This window comes from Roseovarius sp. D0-M9, assembly GCF_037083805.1.
Classification (GTDB): Bacteria; Pseudomonadota; Alphaproteobacteria; order Rhodobacterales; family Rhodobacteraceae; genus Roseovarius.
In genome coordinates, this window is the sequence record NZ_JBAPKZ010000047.1 from 1 (window position 1) to 16677 (window position 16677).

At 58.8% G+C, this 16677-nt stretch carries 17 protein-coding genes, 2 pseudogenes and 2 other annotated features; of the genes and pseudogenes, 11 read left to right on the forward strand and 8 right to left on the reverse strand.

Going from position 1 to position 16677, the window contains the following annotated elements; genetic code table 11:
• Window positions 1-416 precede the first annotated feature (416 nt).
• The 4 genes and pseudogenes from V8352_RS19270 to V8352_RS19285 all read left to right on the forward strand — a co-directional run bounded on the left by V8352_RS19270 (window position 417) and on the right by V8352_RS19285 (window position 1404).
• Window positions 417-650 (forward strand): hypothetical protein, encoded by a 234-nt coding sequence (locus V8352_RS19270; RefSeq protein WP_336425926.1) that lies wholly within the window; start codon window positions 417-419, stop codon window positions 648-650.
• Window positions 611-946, forward strand: a complete 336-nt coding sequence (locus tag V8352_RS19275; RefSeq protein WP_442971073.1) for a M20/M25/M40 family metallo-hydrolase — start codon at window positions 611-613, stop codon at window positions 944-946. Before V8352_RS19270 ends, V8352_RS19275 begins: the two co-directional genes overlap by 40 nt.
• Window positions 947-1103: 157 nt before the next feature.
• Window positions 1104-1202: pseudogene (locus tag V8352_RS19280) on the forward strand (integrase); the annotation flags it as partial.
• A complete protein-coding gene (locus V8352_RS19285; protein ID WP_336425927.1) occupies window positions 1198-1404 on the forward strand; it encodes a hypothetical protein in 207 nt (68 codons plus the stop codon). The pseudogene V8352_RS19280 and the gene V8352_RS19285, both read left to right, overlap by 5 nt.
• A 163-nt stretch (window positions 1405-1567) precedes the next feature.
• Here V8352_RS19285 and V8352_RS19290 read toward each other — a convergent pair whose 3' ends face one another.
• The 3 genes from V8352_RS19290 to V8352_RS19300 form a co-directional block, all read right to left on the reverse strand.
• The gene (locus tag V8352_RS19290; RefSeq protein WP_336425924.1) at window positions 1568-3424 is read right to left on the reverse strand and encodes an ABC-F family ATP-binding cassette domain-containing protein; all 1857 of its coding nucleotides are present in this window, start codon (window positions 3422-3424) and stop codon (window positions 1568-1570) included.
• A gap of 327 nt (window positions 3425-3751) precedes the next feature.
• The gene (locus tag V8352_RS19295) at window positions 3752-4603 is read right to left on the reverse strand and encodes a universal stress protein (RefSeq protein WP_336425912.1); all 852 of its coding nucleotides are present in this window, start codon (window positions 4601-4603) and stop codon (window positions 3752-3754) included.
• 12 nt (window positions 4604-4615) lie between these two features.
• Complete coding sequence (locus V8352_RS19300; RefSeq protein ID WP_336425913.1) at window positions 4616-6112, reverse strand: SulP family inorganic anion transporter; 1497 nt, start codon at window positions 6110-6112, stop codon at window positions 4616-4618.
• Between the two features lie 70 nt (window positions 6113-6182).
• Window positions 6183-6238: a sequence feature (sul1 is cis-regulatory element that is thought to sense ions involved in sulfur or methionine metabolism; They are found in Alphaproteobacteria), on the reverse strand.
• A gap of 158 nt (window positions 6239-6396) precedes the next feature.
• On the opposite strand from V8352_RS19300, the gene V8352_RS19305 reads away from it, so the two are divergent.
• From V8352_RS19305 to V8352_RS19325, 5 genes are all read left to right on the forward strand, one after another.
• Window positions 6397-6825: a hypothetical protein gene (locus tag V8352_RS19305; protein WP_336425914.1), complete on the forward strand. Its 429-nt coding sequence runs from the start codon at window positions 6397-6399 to the stop codon at window positions 6823-6825.
• Window positions 6739-6791, forward strand: a sequence feature (sul1 is cis-regulatory element that is thought to sense ions involved in sulfur or methionine metabolism; They are found in Alphaproteobacteria). It overlaps the preceding gene by 53 nt.
• Before the next feature lie 151 nt (window positions 6826-6976).
• Complete coding sequence (locus tag V8352_RS19310; RefSeq protein ID WP_336425915.1) at window positions 6977-8251, forward strand: cyclopropane-fatty-acyl-phospholipid synthase family protein; 1275 nt, start codon at window positions 6977-6979, stop codon at window positions 8249-8251.
• 28 nt (window positions 8252-8279) lie between these two features.
• Complete coding sequence (locus V8352_RS19315; protein WP_336425916.1) at window positions 8280-9005, forward strand: lysophospholipid acyltransferase family protein; 726 nt, start codon at window positions 8280-8282, stop codon at window positions 9003-9005.
• A gap of 212 nt (window positions 9006-9217) precedes the next feature.
• Window positions 9218-9574, forward strand: a complete 357-nt coding sequence (locus V8352_RS19320) for a TraR/DksA family transcriptional regulator (RefSeq protein ID WP_336425917.1) — start codon at window positions 9218-9220, stop codon at window positions 9572-9574.
• Between the two features lie 61 nt (window positions 9575-9635).
• Window positions 9636-10853 carry an MFS transporter gene (locus tag V8352_RS19325; RefSeq protein ID WP_336425918.1) on the forward strand — a complete coding sequence of 406 codons (1218 nt, stop codon included), beginning with the start codon at window positions 9636-9638 and terminating at the stop codon, window positions 10851-10853.
• A gap of 156 nt (window positions 10854-11009) precedes the next feature.
• On the opposite strand, the pseudogene V8352_RS22040 reads toward V8352_RS19325, so the two are convergent.
• From V8352_RS22040 to groL, 4 genes and pseudogenes are all read right to left on the reverse strand, one after another.
• Window positions 11010-11677: pseudogene (locus V8352_RS22040) on the reverse strand (class I SAM-dependent methyltransferase).
• Window positions 11674-12393: a hypothetical protein gene (locus tag V8352_RS19330; protein WP_336425919.1), complete on the reverse strand. Its 720-nt coding sequence runs from the start codon at window positions 12391-12393 to the stop codon at window positions 11674-11676. Before V8352_RS19330 ends, V8352_RS22040 begins: the two are co-directional and overlap by 4 nt.
• A 108-nt stretch (window positions 12394-12501) precedes the next feature.
• Window positions 12502-12690: a hypothetical protein gene (locus tag V8352_RS19335; protein ID WP_336425920.1), complete on the reverse strand. Its 189-nt coding sequence runs from the start codon at window positions 12688-12690 to the stop codon at window positions 12502-12504.
• A gap of 74 nt (window positions 12691-12764) precedes the next feature.
• Window positions 12765-14390 (reverse strand): chaperonin GroEL, encoded by a 1626-nt coding sequence (gene groL / locus V8352_RS19340; RefSeq protein ID WP_336425921.1) that lies wholly within the window; start codon window positions 14388-14390, stop codon window positions 12765-12767.
• A 522-nt stretch (window positions 14391-14912) separates the two neighbouring features.
• Here groL and V8352_RS19345 point away from each other — a divergent pair.
• The gene (locus V8352_RS19345; protein WP_336425922.1) at window positions 14913-15437 is read left to right on the forward strand and encodes a 3'-5' exonuclease; all 525 of its coding nucleotides are present in this window, start codon (window positions 14913-14915) and stop codon (window positions 15435-15437) included.
• Window positions 15438-15767: 330 nt separating this feature from the next.
• Here V8352_RS19345 and V8352_RS19350 read toward each other — a convergent pair whose 3' ends face one another.
• The gene (locus tag V8352_RS19350) at window positions 15768-16025 is read right to left on the reverse strand and encodes a helix-turn-helix domain-containing protein (protein ID WP_336425923.1); all 258 of its coding nucleotides are present in this window, start codon (window positions 16023-16025) and stop codon (window positions 15768-15770) included.
• Between the two features lie 213 nt (window positions 16026-16238).
• On the opposite strand from V8352_RS19350, the gene V8352_RS19355 reads away from it, so the two are divergent.
• Window positions 16239-16451, forward strand: a complete 213-nt coding sequence (locus V8352_RS19355) for a GIY-YIG nuclease family protein (RefSeq protein ID WP_336425925.1) — start codon at window positions 16239-16241, stop codon at window positions 16449-16451.
• Window positions 16452-16677 lie beyond the last annotated feature (226 nt).

Sequence of the window (16677 nt, forward strand, 5' to 3'; positions counted from 1 at the left end):
GTCGCCGGTCGGCTCAAGCACCTGCCCGCGTCACCCTACGACACAACATCTGGTGTGGTCGTGAACTGACCGGAGACCCGCACACCCACACAAACCGCGAAGAAGCCGTTTTTCTTCGAACACGTCCGCCGCCATCGTCTCCTCGGTAGCGCGATGATCACGTATATCTTTTACTTTCGCTCGAACGGCGAGTGTGAGCGGTTCGAGTGTGGGGAAGTAGCGGCTCGCCAAATCGAGCCCCTTGCGATTCTCGATATCGAAAGTACGGCGAAAATTCTCCGCAGTGAACATCTGGTCAAGCATTAGATAGGATCATTTCACCTAAATCGGGTTCGAGACAGTAAGCCATGATGTGCAGAGTAGAGTCAGATTGCAACACTGAAGCGGCGTCTAAATGCCGAGCCGGGAAAGTCCGCTTGAAGGACATTGATCTTGATCCATCGCATCCGCAAAATGACCGTTCTCCGACCTTCCTACGGACGCCTTCGCAGGCGCAGCAGAAATCGAGCGCGCGCAGCGAAGGTCCGGAAGGTCCAAGGTTTGTGGCTGCTGTCAGCGTGAGTTGCAGCGGCGACAAATCTGACAAGGAGGAAAGCGCGGGTGGATTTTGGTGTTATGTGCTGTTGCAGACGAATACGGGCTTGGCGTAGCGTTCGAGATCCACGACCATTTCGCGGCTTCGGTAAATGACGCGGGCGCCTATGATGTCGCAACCAGGGCGATGGAAGCAATCGGTGTTCCTCACGGGCAAGAGAGCGTGCCGATGCGTGCATCGGAGGATTTCGGCGTATTTGGATGGGGCGCAAAAGCCGCGATGTTGTGCTTGGGGTCCGGCGAAGATCATGCGGCCTTGCACAATCCAGACTACGATTTCCCCGATGATTTGATTCCGATCGGAAGCGCAATCTTTGAACGCATCGGGCGAGATTTGTTGGGAAACGCTTAGGCACATCCCAACTATGCCTTCCCAAAAACAGCTATTCGCTGGGATACAGATTGGGATCAGAGCAGACCTCGGACGCAGCGCAGCAACATGTGGTATACGGCGCATGTCAACGTCGGTTTGTCGTCGTGGGAGGGTATGGCGAAACGGAGGATCAGTCATGGAAACACCAAACTTACCTGCCATTCGCGCGCTTCGCCCCGCTTGGAACAAGGGCCGGATTGTCGGTCAGAAACGACCACTCAAGCCCAAACATGTCCGACGACGGACACGAGTTGCATTGCGGCTCCGGTAGCCAAGCCATGAGCACGCTGTCGCTTTGCGTGGCAAGCCATTCGGAGGCCTGCCATGATCGTCCGCCGCGTTTGGTATCTGCGCGCGTTTCTCAAGGAAGTATGGGGGTGCGTCGTCGTGAAAAAGCGCACATCGAAGGACGGCTGCTGCTCAAGCTATCAGCTTGATCTTCCAGCCAGCAACGACCAACGCATTTTGGTACTACCTAAGTCAGAGTGGCAAGGTCGGGCTAAAAAATCGGTGCGCGCGCGTAAATTTGTGGGCCTGTTCAGCGGATATTTCCAGTGTGCAAATTTAGGCACAGGGCAGTTTTGCCAACTGAACAAACGACTATTTCGCCTGCACCGAAGCCTGTTCCAGTTTCTCCATCGCGTCTGTCCACAATTCTTCGCCGCGCTCCAGCCCCTCCATGACCTCGACATATTTCTTCTGCCAGATATCGGCTTGTCCCCCCATCTCAGCGTCATAGAGTGCCGGATCGGAAAGCTTGGTTGCCAACTGGTCACGCATTTCATTCAGCTTCGCCAGTCGGGTCTCGCAATTGCGTACTTCTGCGCGCAAAGTGGCGATCTCGCTGCGCGAAACGCGCACCGGTGGCACAGGTTTCGGCTTTTCAATCGGCGCGCTTGGAGGGTTCAGCATCATTGAGCGGTAGGTTTCCAGGTCCTCTTCATAGGGAGCTACAGTGCCGTCCTGCACAAGCCAAAGCCGGTCCGCGACCAGCCCGAGCAGATGCATGTCATGACTGACAAGGATGATCGCGCCGGTATATTCCGTCAGCGCCTCGACAAGCGCATCGCGGCCTTCGATGTCGAGATGGTTTGTCGGCTCGTCAAGGATCAGCAGATGCGGGGCGTCGAGTGTGGCAAGCAAAAGCGACAGACGCGCCTTTTCGCCGCCCGACAGCTGCGCAGCAGCCGTGTCGGCCTGATCCGCTTGAAGGCCGAAGCCTGCCAACCGCGACCGCCCCCAGGCCTTGCTGGCCTCGGGGCGTACCTTGGTCAGATGCTGCAATGGCGATGCATCGGCATTGAGCTCGTCGATTTGATGTTGCGCGAAATAGCCGACCCGCAACTTTGACGCCCGGGACACACTCCCCTCGCAGAGCGATAATTTTTCAGCCAGGAGCTTGGCAAAGGTCGATTTACCTTCCCCATTGCGTCCCAGCAAAGCGATGCGATCATCCTGATCTATCCGAAGATTGAGGTGCCGCAAGACAGGCGGGCCGCCATAGCCCACGGCTGCGCCGTCCAGATTGACAATGGGCGGCGACAGCGCTTCGGGCTCGGGAAACGTCAGGCCCGGCGCTTTCAAACTGTCCGGAACCGAGACTGTGGTCATCCGTTCCAGCATCTTCACGCGCGATTGCGCTTGCTTGGCCTTGTTCGCCTGGTACCGGAAACGGTCCACAAAGCCTTGCAGGTGCGCGCGGCGTGCTTCGTATTTGCGCGCCTGTGCCTCCTGCACTGCGCGTTGCTCTGTTCTTTGGCGCGCGAACTGGTCATAGGGCCCTTGAAAATACGTCAGCTTCAAATCCTCGATATGGAGGATGCCCGCGACCGCGTTGTTCAGCAACGTCCGATCATGGCTGATGATAATGACCGTATGCGGATAGTTTTGGAGATAGCTTTCAAGCCAGAACGTTCCTTCAAGATCAAGGTAGTTCGTCGGCTCGTCGAGCAGCAGCAGGTCAGGTCGGGCAAAGAGAATACCGGCAAGCGCCACCCGCATGCGCCAGCCGCCGGAGAATTCCGAACAGGCACGGTGCTGCGCCTCCGCGTCAAAGCCCAGCCCTTTCAGAATTGTACTGGCCCGCGCCTCTGCCGACCAGGCGTCAATGTCGGTAAGACGGGTTTGCACCTCTGCGATCCGCATCGGGTCAGTTACCGTTTCAGCTTCGGCCATGAGCGCCGCGCGCTCGGTGTCCGCGTCCAGCACCGTGTCGAGCAGCGATCGCGCGCTTGACGGCACTTCCTGATCAACGCACCCGATCTTGCAGTTGGATGGCAAGTCGATCTCGCCGCTTTCGAGAGGTAATTCACCCCGGATCAAACGGAAGAGAGTCGTTTTGCCGGTCCCGTTGCGCCCTACCAATCCGACCTTATGGCCAGTCGGGATATCAGCCGAAGCCTCCTGAAACAGCGGCTGTCCACCGATCGAATAGGTAATGCTCGAAATTGTCAGCATAGGCATTGGTCGCAGGTTGCGGTGTAAACCTCAACTACGACTGTATGAACAGTGCTGCTGCGCATTATATTCCTACGCGTCGTTCAGGTGCGGACCGTAGCAATAGTCGCGCCCCTCAGGTCACAGCTGTGCTTTAACATCAAGGGTTATCGCAATTTCACAGGCACCAAGAAAGAACCGAATGATGCAACGCTCAGCGACAGCTTTTAAACAGCGCAAGTTTGCATCGCGTTTAACAAGGGCCACTTGATCGGGACCGACCAGCACCAGGCTGTGCAATCAAACCCGTTTTTGCGGATTTCATCGCTCGGAATCAGCGTTTGACCATCAGCGGTAGAGCAGAACGGGGATCTTGGCCGTCTGGACCATCGCCGTGGTTGTGGAGCCGATGATGAGGCTCCGGATCCGGCTGTGGCCGTAAGCCCCCATAACCAGCAGATCAAAGCCCTCTTCGGAGACCAATTTGCCCAAGACCTCTTCGGGCTCGCCTGATGCGGCGCGCGGTGATGCGGTCAGATGTGCGGCGTGCAACTTGGACACGGCTTCAGCCGCGGTCGCCTCGGCGCGGGCCTCGTCATTGCCGATGCACAAGACGCGGATATCGAGGCCGGTAAAGACCGGGCTGATCGCCATCTGATCGATTGCGGTCTTGGCGCTTGCGCTGCCGTCATAGGCGACGAGCACCTTTTCAATCGGCTTGAAGGCGCGAGAGGCGACAAAGACCGGCACCTTGGAGGTTCGCACGATCCGCTCAAGGTTGGAGCCAAGATGCCCCGTCGCATAGTCTGACCCTTCGCCCCGTTTGCCGATGGTGATGGCGCGCACGTTGTCCTCCACATCGCGTACGGCATCCAGCAAATCGCCCCTGCGCAGGCGCAGATTGACCTCGCGCACGCCGTCCTCCACGAGGATCTTCTGGGCATCCTCGAGGATCGCATGACCCCGCGTCTGGGCCAGCTTGGAGCGCTGCGCGTCCAGCGTCGACAGCTCTTCGAGCAAGGCCGAGCGCGCGCCGAGGCCGAGCGCGCCGGAGAGGTCCGTGGATTCCGCCCCCTCGCGGCGGCCAAGGACATGCATGGCCTCGACCCCGACGTCTATCTTGCGCGCAATCCAGGCAGTGTGATGACAAACGCTTTTGGAGTATTCGGATCCATCCAGCAGTGCGAGTATCTTGTCCATTCGTTTCCCCCCTTAATGGCCCATCAGTTTGTCCATCGCGCCAGGCTTGTCATGAATGGCAAGCTTGTCGACGATGGTTTCGGACGCCTCGTTCATGCCGATGACCTCAACCTCCGCACCATCGCGGCGGAACTTGAGGATCGCCATATCCAGCGCCTGAACGGAGCTGATGTCCCAGATATGCGCCTGAGTGACGTCAATCACAACCCGGTCCAGTGGTTCACCGTAATCAAAGGCGCGTGCGAATTCCTCAGCTGAGCCGTAGAAAAGCTGCCCTTCAAGGACGTAGGTCCGGGCTCGTCCGTCCTGCGACAGCGTGGAAGAGATCCGGAAGAGCTGCGCAATCTTGGCGGCAAAGAAGATACCCGAGAGCAGCACGCCCACCAGCACGCCGATGGCGAGGTTGTGGGTGTAGACGACCGTGGCGACCGTCGCCAGCATGACGACGGTAGAGGATCTGGGATGTGTCCACATGGCCTTGATCGACGACCAAGAGAATGTGCCGATCGAGACCATGATCATGATGGAGACCAACGCCGCCATGGGTATTAACGCAACCAGATCACCGAGACCCACGACGAGGATCAGAAGAAAAAGGCCCGAGGCAAAAGATGATAAGCGCCCCCGCCCGCCGGATTTCACGTTGATGATCGACTGGCCGATCATCGCGCACCCCGCCATGCCCCCGATAAAGCCAGTGGCGGTGTTTGCGACACCTTGTCCGATGCATTCCTGATCGCGGCTCGACTTGGTGTCGGTCAAATCATCGACGATATTCTGCGTCATTAGGCTTTCCAGCAGGCCCACGACCGCCACGGCCAGCGAATATGGCAGGATGATCAGAAAGGTTTCCAGGTTGAGCGGGATCTGCGGAATCAGGAAGATCGGCAGCGTATCGGGCAAATCGCCCATGTCGCCCACGTTTCGCACGTCAAAGCCCAAGACCACGACAACCACGGTGAGGACCAAGATCGTGACAAGCGGCGAGGGAATGATCGTCGTTAGACGCGGGAGCAGGTAAATGATCGCCAATCCGGCCGCGACAAGTCCGTAGGTCAGGAACGAGACGCCTGGTGTGCTCAGGTTCAGTTCCGGCAACTGTGACATGAAGATCAGGATCGCCAGCGCGTTCAGAAAGCCCGTCATCACCGATTTCGAGACATAGCGCATGAAGCGCCCCAGCTTCAGAAAACCTGCCCCGATCTGCAAAAGGCCTGCCAGCACGGTGGCGGCCAGCAGGTATTCCAGCCCGTGATCAGCAACGAGCGTGATCATCAGAACCGCCGTGGCGGCGGTAGCGCCGGAGATCATGCCGGGCCGTCCGCCTACAAAGGCAATCAGCACTGCGATCGAGAAGGAGGCGTAGAGGCCGACCTTGGGGTCGACCCCGGCAATGATTGAAAAGGCGATGGCCTCGGGAATTAGCGCCAGTGCGACAACAATTCCCGCCAACACGTCGCCGCGGACATTGCCGAACCATTGTTGGCGGTAGTCGTGAAGTGATATCATAGTGTAATACTACCCTCTGTTGGAAGACCCTTTGTAAGCCTGTCCACAGTGCAAAAGTGCATTATTATAGGGTTACCCGGCGGATCAGCGGCCGGAAGAGCCACCCGGATTTTCACCGGGTCCTGTACTTTGATGCCGCATAGACATGATGACATAGGAAAACTCAAGGGTTCATCGCCCAAGATGTCGCATCCACCCGCCCGGTCGCCGCTGACAATGTTGATGAGCGCGGTCATCGTGGTGACCATCTTGGCGCCGCGCTCGAACTTCTCGGGCTCGTTTAAGTGGCCCTGTCGATGACGTTCGTTAAGTCGCTCACCTCGGTGATCCCAGCTATTGCGGTGCCCTTCGTCACACGGATCGCTTCTGTCTCCGTGGATGTTATGGTGCATCTGACGTGGATGCCCTATGTTGCACAACGTGGCTATGCATCTGCTTTCACAGCTGCTGGTGGCGGCATAAAGGTAGCCATTTACGCTTGGGATGCTGAACCTCAAGGCGTCCATGCAAACCTCTACCGTGCCAAGTGCCTTTTCTCCCTCAAGCTGATGCGACGCGCGAGATATGCGCTGAGCGCAATTCCGGTATGCATTGCCTTATTTCACAATTTTGTTATTTGGAAGCAAATCGGACCCGCTTCGCCGGGTGGCTTCTCCGGGCGCTCATCCCCCGGCAATTGCAAACGACCGGATGCCCGTCCCTTGGCACCGTAGTTGATAGCTTATGCTTTGGTGTGATCTGTAGCCTGATAGATGAGAATCGATCGCCCTCGGGCGACGGCGCATGGCGGTGTGGCGCGCGACATCCGTATTACTATCATTCAGGCAGCCCATGTCTCACCAAAGTCAAAAATACTGGTGACGAATGAAAAACTATTTCACGCGCTTTTTAGACCGACTGATCGCGACAGGCGATCTGTCAATCACCTATCCAGATGGGGACAGGTCGCGGTTCGGTGACGGAGCCGGAAAGGCGGTTTCTGTCGAGATCACCGACCGCAAGACACTCTTTCGTCTGGCGACGAATCCCGAACTCGCGCTCGGCGAAGCCTATATGGACGGGACCCTTCGCATGGAGAAAGGGAGCGTCTATGATCTGCTTGAGGTCGTGTTCAGGAATACTGCCCTTGATGAGTTGGACGGGTTTGCGGGCCTGACACACGGCGCCCTCAAATTTTTGAACCGGCTCACGGGTTACAATTCGCTTACCAAATCAAAAATGAATGTCGCCCATCACTACGACCTGAGCGGTGATCTATATCGGCTGTTTCTGGACAGCGACAGCCAATATTCCTGCGCATATTTCGAGTCCGCCCAGGATGACCTGGAAGAGGCGCAACTGGCCAAGAAACGGCACCTGGCCGCAAAGCTGCTTCTTGATCCGAGACAAAAGGTGCTCGACGTGGGGTCCGGCTGGGGCGGATTGGGCCTCTATCTGGCCCAGCACAAGGGCGTTGACGTGACGGGCGTCACCTTGTCCGAAGAGCAGTTTGCGATTTCCAACAGCCGTGCCCAAGAGGCCGAGTTGAACGCGCAGGCACGGTTTGAGCTTCGCGACTACCGCACCATTCAGGGGCGCTTTGACCGGATCGTTTCGGTCGGTATGTTCGAGCACGTTGGTCCGAAGTCATACGACGAATTCTTCTCCAAGATGCACGAGTTGCTCGAGGACGATGGCGTGATGACGTTGCATTACATCGGCCAGACAACCACGCCGTCACACACCAACCCTTGGATCGTGAAGTATATCTTTCCGGGTGGTTACATTCCGTCGCTTTCCGAAGTGCTGCCCGCCATTGAGCGCAGTGGTTTGATGATGACGGACGTGGAAACGCTCAGGCTGCACTACGCAGAAACCCTGAAGCATTGGCGCGAGAGATTCATGGCCCGCAGGGATGAGGCTGTCGCACTCTATGACGAACGGTTTGCTCGGATGTGGGAGTTCTATCTGGCGTCTTCGGAAACCGGGTTTCGCTATCAAGGGCTCGTCATTCATCAGATACAGCTTGCGCGGCGTGTCGATGCGGTGCCGCTCACCCGGACATATATCGATGAGAACAAGGTATCTTTGCGTGAGAGCGAAAAGGCCGGCCAGACCGCAGCAGCGGTCAGACCCTTGCGCGAACGACAGGCGGGGTAATGGGACGAGAAGGTGAGGGAGAGCGACGATGGCGCAAATGCAGCGCAAACTGCGGTCACTTGCCTTTGATGGGCTGTTCGCACTCTGGACCGGCAGTTTTGCGCTCGGCATCCCGTTTTTATGGCTTGCGGGCAGACCCGCAGGTGCGGTCCGCGCCTTCACGCGACTTTGGGTGAGGGGCGTTATATTTCTTTTGCGCGTTGTCGTCGGCCTCACCTACATCGAACGGGGGCGTGCCCACCGCCAGCCTCAGGCCGGGATCATCATTTCGAACCATGAATCGACATGGGAAACGCTCGTCTATCTTGTGCTGTTTCCCGATGTCGCAATCGTCGCCAAGAAGGAGTTGCTGCGCATTCCGGTCTTGTCGTGGTATCTGCGGCACTCGCCGATGATCATCATCGACCGGGACACCGGCTCTGCCGCCTTCAAGATGATGCTCAAACAGGGCCGCGCCGCCCTCGCGGAGGGGCGGCCGCTTCTTTTGTTCCCGCAAGGCAGTCGCATGCTTCCGGGCGAGCCGATCCGTTTCAGGCGCGGCATAGAATTGCTCTATACTCAACTCGGCACGCCCGTTTCGCCGGTGGTGGTCAATTCCGGCGACTTCTGGGGGGCGGCCCACGCGTTCAAGAAGCCCGGCACGATCACGGTCTCCTACCTGGAGCCGGTTCCACCGGGCCTGCCAGCAGCGGCGTTTACCCAGAGGGTACAAACCCTTCTGGAGGCCGAGCGCCCGAAACTCGGCACGCAGTGAGCGCGGCGCGACGTCCAGGATTTTGAAAACTGAGATGGGCGAATTCACAGGCTGCCCATGTCCTGCGCGTCTGGCGGATTTGAAGTGGGGGAGAGGCATCAAGCCTTGCAAGGAGTGCAAAGCGCCCAGCCAAGGCGCCGGGTGATTTCGCACTTTGGGAGGGGTAAAACTTGCATGTTGTCATTCGCAGAGGTTTCGTTTGTAGTTGCTGCATGACGAACGAAGTTGACCCTCATTCAGACGAGTTGAAGTCGCGGTATCTCGCAGGGATCGAAGACGATCTGCGGGCTTTGCGCGCCTCTTCGGCGGAGACGGCAGGCGACCGCCGGCCAGTCGAGCTTGACCAACAAAGTGTTGGCCGACTGAGCCGGATGGATGCGATGCAGCAACAGGCCATGGCCTCGGCGCAGGAAACCCGTAGAAATGGCCGGATCCGCGCGCTCGAAGCGGCCATTCACAGGATCGAGGCCGAAGAGTTCGGTTGGTGCATCGATTGCGGGGCGTTCATCGGATTCCGCAGGCTTGATGTCGATCCGACTGCCATCCGCTGCCGCGATTGCGCGACTTGAGAGGCCGGAACGAAAGCCGGACATGATCGCCACGTGGGCCACCTGACATGATATATGAAAAATGCTGAGTTTTCTGAAATTGAATTTTCGCTGGCTCACGGCTGGCTTTTTGCTCACCTTTACATCCGCCTTTGGCCAGACATGGTTTATTTCGCTTTTTGCGGGCGCGATCAAGGCCGAGCATGGTTTGACCGATGGGAGTTGGGGGACCCTCTACACGGTCGCGACGCTTCTTTCCGCCGCACTGATGTTTTGGAGTGGTTCATTCGCAGATACGGTCAGGCTGGCAAGGTTGGCGCCGGTGATCACCTGTCTGTTTGCACTGGCCTGCATTGGAATGGCCACGGCCAAATCTGTCTGGCTGCTTGGCGCGGCGCTGTTTCTTCTCAGGTTCTGCGGGCAAGGCATGTTCAGCCATATCGCAATGACGGCCATAGGACGCTGGTTCGAGACGACACGCGGCAGGGCGGTCGCCATCGTCAATCTCGGGCACCCGGCGTCAGAAGTCATCTTTTCCATCCTCGTCGTGTTGTTGATTGCCGCAGTCGGGTGGAAACCCGTGTGGCTCGGCGTTGCAGCGATCCTGATCATGGGTATCGCCCCATTTTTGTGGGTCATGCTTCGAGACGATCGCGCCCCTAAAGGTAACGCCAGCGCCAGGAGCATCCCGGGCCTCAAGGGCTTGCATTGGCAACGACGCGATGCTGCCAGGCACTGGCTGTTGCCCGCTCTGCTGCCGGTTCTTCTGACTCCAAGTTTCATCACCACCGTGGTCTTTTTCCATCAAGTTCACATCGCCGAAACCAAGGGCTGGACCCTCACGGTCATGGCGCCGGGGTATACGACCTTTGCGACACTGACGGTCGCGTCGGCCCTCGCGGCAGGATGGGCAGCGGACCGTTTCGGGCCACAGCGGCTGCTGACATTGTTGCTCGTGCCTATGGGCATCGGGGTTGCGCTGATTTCCCCGTCTGAACAGGTCTGGGCATGGTATGTGGCGCTTGGATTCATCGGGATCACACAAGGCACCGCCAGCGCCCTTTGGGGGGTGTTGCTGCCGGTGGTCTATGGCACGCGGCACCTCGGCGCGATCCGATCTCTGGCAGTGACGATCATGGTCATCTCTACAGCGATCGGGCCGGGCATCACCGGCGTCCTGATCGACGCGGGTGTGAATTTCCCGACACAGAGCCTCTTCATGGGGGCCTGGTGCCTGATGCTTGCTGCTGGATGTTTCCTGATCGACCGCAGGCTGACGCGCGAATTGAGGCTCATCTGAAGTCAGCGCGCCCATCGGTCCGACCGATCCCGGATGTTGCCAGGGATCTAAGCGGGCCAACCGATCTTGGGCCCGTGCCACAGAGTCATGGCCCGTGGCCAGCCTGGCGTGTGCTGCCTTTGGCCGCCAGAGGCTCTGCCGCAGACGCGCATCCGTTCAGGCGTCGGCATGAAGCGCAACCTGCAGGAAATCCGTCGGCTCCTCGGTCTGAAAGCAGGTCATGATGGCAAGCCAGCCGCCGGGGCGGACCAACCCGCGCAGACGTGCAAACTCGCGATCCGGGTAATGGAAATGCTCGGCCACCTCCGTGCAGGTGACAAAATCGTAGGGGCGCTCAGGGGTGCGGGATCAGGTGCAAAGAAGGGGTCAAAGACTGCCACGTCATGCCCCGCATCGCGCAGCATTGCCGCCAGCGCAGGACCGGGGNGGGCGCTCAGGGGTGCGGGATCAGGTGCAAAGAAGGGGTCAAAGACTGCCACGTCATGCCCCGCATCGCGCAGCATTGCCGCCAGCGCAGGACCGGGGCCGCAGCCATAATCCAGCCCTCGGGACGAGGGCGCAAGCCGCGCGTTCAGCGGGTCTGCCAGTTTGGACAGGAAGCGGCGGTAGCGCGCATCGCCCGGATCGTTTTGGTGTTGCAGGTAATACGCATACTCGGCCTCGCCCGACAGGCGCTGCGCCGGGTCGAGAAAGCGTGCCTCGCAGGCAGGACAGCGAAAGTAATCTTGCCCCGCGACCGATAGGAAATGCTCAGCGGCCGCCGCGCAGACGGGGCAGGCGCAGATGGCAGTCGTGCGCGCAACTTCCGGGCCGGAAAGGGTCATTCATCCTCCGCCCGCGCGAGGTATACGGTCTGGGTGAAGGGCCTGCCTGTCAGTGGATTGTCGAAGGTCACAGGCTCGGCCCAAGCGACCGGAAATGCCGCCTCCAGACGGTGCAGAAAACGCGGGTCCGTCACCTTGTCGGACCACAGCCCAAAGATGCCGCCGGGTTTCAGATGGCGCTTGAGCGCGCGCAACCCCTCGGGCTGGTAAAAGCTGTCGCTGCGCGGATCCAGCAGATGATCCGGTGCATGGTCGATATCGGCGAGGATCGCGTCAAAGCGGCGTCCGGGCCGATCCGGGTCAAACCCATCTCCCGCCGCCATGGCAAAGAAATCGCCCTCGACCAGACGACAGCGCGGATCGTCCGCCAGGCGCGTTCCCATGGGCAGGATCCCGGTTTCGTGCCATTCGATCACCGGGGCAAGATACTCGACCACGCAAAGCTCGGTGACGCGCGCCTGGTCAAGAACCGCTTCGGCGGTATAGCCAAGGCCAAGCCCGCCCACCACGACATCGAGCGTCTCGCCGCGGCAGGCCGCGATGCCAAGCCGCCCGAGGGCAACCTCGGAGGCCGTGAAATGGCTCGTCATCAGGAAATCCTGTCCCAGCATGATTTCCCAGACATCCACGCCCAGCCGCAGATCGCGCCGGCGGCGCAGGCTGAGCGCGCCGATCGGCGTGGGGCAGTAATCAAGTTCTTCAAAAAGTGCACTCATACCATGGCCGCCTTCAAGGAGTGCGGTCGCCTTTCTGCCGGGTCAACACGAGGGGTCTCTTATCGGCCGAATCGCGGGGAGACTCAATTGCCGCTCTGCGCGGATGGGTCAACCTGTGCCCTTCGTCCGCTCTTTGCGGATGGTTGCCATGAGCGCCGTGATCTCCTCGTCGCTCTTGTCGCGCAGCGCGGGGATCAGATTGCGGATCTCATTTGGCGCCGCATCAGGGCGCGCGATGAGTGTCCTTTCGATGAGGTTTCTCAATTGCTGTTTCATTTCTCTAATCTCGATTTTCATGGGAAATATCAGGCCGAGGGCACGGGGCGGAGCGACGCCCTGCCCAGTGCCCTCACAGCGCCACGCCCAGAGTGTCACGCGACTTCTGCTTCTGCCGCTTCGTCGTCCGATACGGCATCGGCGATGGCGACCTGCGCCGTGATCATGGCACCTGCCACGGAGCACGCATTCTGAAACGCGACCCGGACGACCTTCACCGGGTCGATGATGCCGCGCTCCACCAGGTCGCCATACTCACCCGTTGCGGCGTCAAACCCGAAGGTATCCGCCTGCCCATCGCGCACCTTGCCAATCACGAAGGTTCCGTCGAACCCGGCATTGTCGGCGATCCGGATCAGCGGTGCGTTCAGCGCATCGCGCACCAGCGCGATACCGGCGTTTTCGTCAGGCGTATCCCCGGACAGATCTTCGAGGATCCGACCAGCGCGCATCAGGGCGACACCGCCGCCGACTATGACCCCTTCCTCGGCGGCGGCCTGCGTTGCGTTCAGGGCGTCCTCGACACGATCCTTGCGCTCCAGCACCTCGGCCTCGGACGTGCCGCCGACATGGAGAATGGCGACACCCCCGGCCAGTTTGGCCAGCCGATCGCGCAGAGCTTCGGCGTCTCGTCCAGGTGTGCCTCCGGACGCGGCATCTTGCAGCTCCTGACGCAGCTGCGATACACGTGCTTCGATGGTGGCGGTGTCGCCCGCGCCGCCGATCAATGTCGTGCTCTCGCCCGTGATTTCGACCCGCCGCGCGCGGCCCAGCGTCTCCGCGCCCGCAGACTCGAGCGTCATGCCAAGGTCACGGCTGACCATGCGGCCACTGGTCAGCGCGGCGATATCCTCCAGCATCGCCTTGCGGCGATCCCCGAACCCCGGCGCCTTGACGGCCGCCACCTTCAACCCGCTGCGCAACTTGTTCACCACAAGCGCAGAGAGCGCCTCGCCCTCGACATCCTCGGCAATGATCAAAAGCGGCTGGCCGGACTGGTGCGCCGCCTCGACGATCGGCAACAGGGGCTGAAGCGACGACAGCCTTCCATCGTAAAGCAGGATAAGGGCATCGTCGAATGTGGTCGTCAATTTATCAGAATCGGTCACGAAATGCGGACTCAGATACCCTTGGGCAAACTGCATGCCTTGGGCTATCTCGATGGTCGTCTCAAGACTTGGGCTGTCGTCGATTGTTATAATACCGTCCGGTCCGACCTCTTCCATGGCCTCGGCGATTTGCGCACCGATCCCGGCGTCTCCATTCGCGGAAATGGTGCCGATCCTTGCAATATCGCGCTGACCATCCACCGGGCGCGCCGCAGCTTGCAGCGCCGTCATGCCTGCGCCCGCAGCCCGGTCTATGCCGCGCTTTACCTCCATCGGGTTTGCACCGCCCGCGACCAGCTTTGCGCCCCCATGAACGATTGCCTGTGCAAGGACGGTGGCAGTGCTGGTGCCGTCGCCAGCCTCGCTGTTGGTGCGAGCGGCTACCTCCTTGACCATCTGGGCTCCCATGTTCTGGAAGCGGTCCTCCAACTCGAAGCTGCGAGCGACGGTGTCGCCGTCCTTCGTGATGTGAGGTCTGCCCGGCCCGTTCTCGAGGACAACGTTTCGTCCTCTGGGGCCAAGGGTGACGCCCACTGTGCGGGCGAGTTTGTCGACACCGGTCAGCATCCGATTGCATGCCTCGATGTCGAATGAAAATTCCTTCGCTGTCATGCCGTAGTCCTTTCCGTGTTTCGGATAGGCGGCAAGCAGAACCTGGTCTTGCTTGTTTTTCGGGTCTTCAACCCCTCCAGTGTCGACTTGCAGCAATCTGGGCGCAGATCGAAGAAAGGCAGCTGTCCGAACTATCGGGTGACGTTTCAGCCAGCCAGCAACGATCGACGCATCGTGGCACTCATCACATCCGAGTGCCAAGACCGAGGTAGGCAATCCTTGCGCGAAAGTCAATCAATGTGCCCGCTCGCTAAAGGACTCAGGCGCGCAAATATCTCCATTTACAGTATAAATTGGGTATCTGGCGGTTCTGGGCTTCGTGCAATCACATTATTTCGGCTCCGCCGAGGACCGTTCAAGTTTCAGTGCAGATCAGGCATCTTTAGTGCGCCCCATAAACATCCCTATGCTGATTGTGCTGATCCAATTCCGTCGAACTTTGCTGGCTGACAGTCGAATTCGTTTTTTTTCTTCGTTCTGAAGCACAATGGCCAACCTCTTCACCAATGTAGCTTCCACGAGGTGAAACACGATATGAAAAGAACCACTGACATCGAGGCCTACGCGGCCTTGGACTTTGAAGCCTCGAGTCTTTCGCCGGATAGCTGGCCAATCGAAGTTGGCCTGTCATGGCTGGAAAACGGATACGTTCAAACTTGGAGCTCGTTGATCCGGCCCGCTTCGAGTTGGAGCCTTTTCGATTGGTCATTACAGAGTGCCGCAGTGCATGGCATTACGCTTGAAGCTTTGCATGACGCTCCCATCGCGGCTGAGGTTGTAGATAAATTCTTTGAGCACCTGACGGGAAAAGTGCCTGTATCCGATGCGCCAGAGTTCGATGCGCCCTGGCTGTCACGGTTGTTGCAGGCGGGCGGGGGCGTCACGACACAAAAGGTCGAGGACTACGACCATGTTTCCTTTGCGCACTTTTCCGGCCTGGCACTCGATATGCTTTACGAAAGCCTTGAAAGGGATCCTGCACCGCATCGTGCTGGGCCGGATAGCGCACGGCTCGTCAGGGCTTGGCGCAAAGCCCAACAGTACTGAAAGCAGGGCGCGGCTCCCGGCGCGATCTTTCACCAGAAAAAGGCTTCGTTCTGTAGCGTAATGGTCAATGTCCTCGTCAATGGCGGGCTGCCAATTCGCCATTGCGTGCAAGCGACGGCTCGCTGCTTCTGCCGCCCGCGCGCGCATCACCATGCTATCGGATGGCGAAAAACAGCACTGCCAATTCATTCGAACGACGCGGGCCGTGCGTCTCGGGTCAATCCGCGCCGATCACATCGCAGAAGACTTCCGCATTCGCCTGTTGAGAACTGTGTTGCACTCGGGGTCATGCGTGGTTCAGGATGACGCCTACGCGAAGTTGAAGCGCGATCAGATCCGATGATCCGAAGGAACTGCGGCTTCTATGCGATTGAGCAACCAAGCCGCGTCAACGCCCATGACCCTTGCAAGAACGATAAACTCGACGATGTCCAGTCGTCGAAGACCCAGTTCAATTTTTGATATTCGGCTCTGTCGGTATCCCACGCTGGCGGCAAACTCTCTTTGTGACATGCCCTTTTTCATGCGGTGTTCTGCTACAGCCTTGCCGAGTTCCAGCAATCCTGAGGATCTGATCGATTTCGGCATGACGTGTCCCCAAACGAACTTGACAGCGACGTAGACGGTAGCGCAGTTGAACCGAAATTAGGTTCACCGGGGGTGAGACGAGAGTTGATGTTCCGAACCAGATGTTGGTGGAGATTGAAGAGGTGACGGCTCGTTTATCGCAAGACATCGTGGAAAGGCACGTGGAAGACCCTGTGCCGCGCCAGATTGTGAACCGGGCACTGGAGGACTCGGCTGAAGAATTTGATCCATCGCATCTTCGGGAAAGCACAGCTCGACATCCAAATTCCTGACCAATTTGGCCGCTCGACATCCCCGCGCGAGTGGTTTCTGGTGCCGCTATTGGTCATTGACGATGTTGTGGAGAAGATCAGGGATGGCACGATCACACGCTATGAATACGGCCCCGAGAAGGCCAAGTTGGTTGTGTGTACGTCCGGAAATTGATTGGAGTTGTCTGAGCTTTTCCTTGCATTAGGTTTTTTTTCTGAAAGATCGTGATGGGCGGTAAAGATGGGAAGTTTAGTGGCTGCACATGGTATTTTCAGTCGCGTGCTCGTCGAAATTTTCGGCTTCTTCGCGGTTTGTGTGGGTGTGCGGGTCTCCGGTCAGTTCACGACCACACCAGATGTTGTGTCGTAGGGTGACGCGGGCAGGTGCTTGAGCCGACCGG

Coding starts and splice junctions, on each gene's coding strand:
- V8352_RS19285 (WP_336425927.1), top strand. CDS start 1,198: ATGTCCGACGACGGACACGAGTTGCATTGCGGCTCCGGTAGCCAAGCC.
- V8352_RS19290 (WP_336425924.1), bottom strand. CDS start 3,424: ATGCTGACAATTTCGAGCATTACCTATTCGATCGGTGGACAGCCGCTG.
- V8352_RS19295 (WP_336425912.1), bottom strand. CDS start 4,603: ATGGACAAGATACTCGCACTGCTGGATGGATCCGAATACTCCAAAAGC.
- V8352_RS19300 (WP_336425913.1), bottom strand. CDS start 6,112: ATGATATCACTTCACGACTACCGCCAACAATGGTTCGGCAATGTCCGC.
- V8352_RS19310 (WP_336425915.1), top strand. CDS start 6,977: ATGAAAAACTATTTCACGCGCTTTTTAGACCGACTGATCGCGACAGGC.
- V8352_RS19315 (WP_336425916.1), top strand. CDS start 8,280: ATGGCGCAAATGCAGCGCAAACTGCGGTCACTTGCCTTTGATGGGCTG.
- V8352_RS19320 (WP_336425917.1), top strand. CDS start 9,218: ATGACGAACGAAGTTGACCCTCATTCAGACGAGTTGAAGTCGCGGTAT.
- V8352_RS19325 (WP_336425918.1), top strand. CDS start 9,636: ATGCTGAGTTTTCTGAAATTGAATTTTCGCTGGCTCACGGCTGGCTTT.
- V8352_RS19330 (WP_336425919.1), bottom strand. CDS start 12,393: ATGAGTGCACTTTTTGAAGAACTTGATTACTGCCCCACGCCGATCGGC.
- V8352_RS19335 (WP_336425920.1), bottom strand. CDS start 12,690: ATGAAAATCGAGATTAGAGAAATGAAACAGCAATTGAGAAACCTCATC.
- groL (WP_336425921.1), bottom strand. CDS start 14,390: ATGACAGCGAAGGAATTTTCATTCGACATCGAGGCATGCAATCGGATG.
- V8352_RS19350 (WP_336425923.1), bottom strand. CDS start 16,025: ATGCCGAAATCGATCAGATCCTCAGGATTGCTGGAACTCGGCAAGGCT.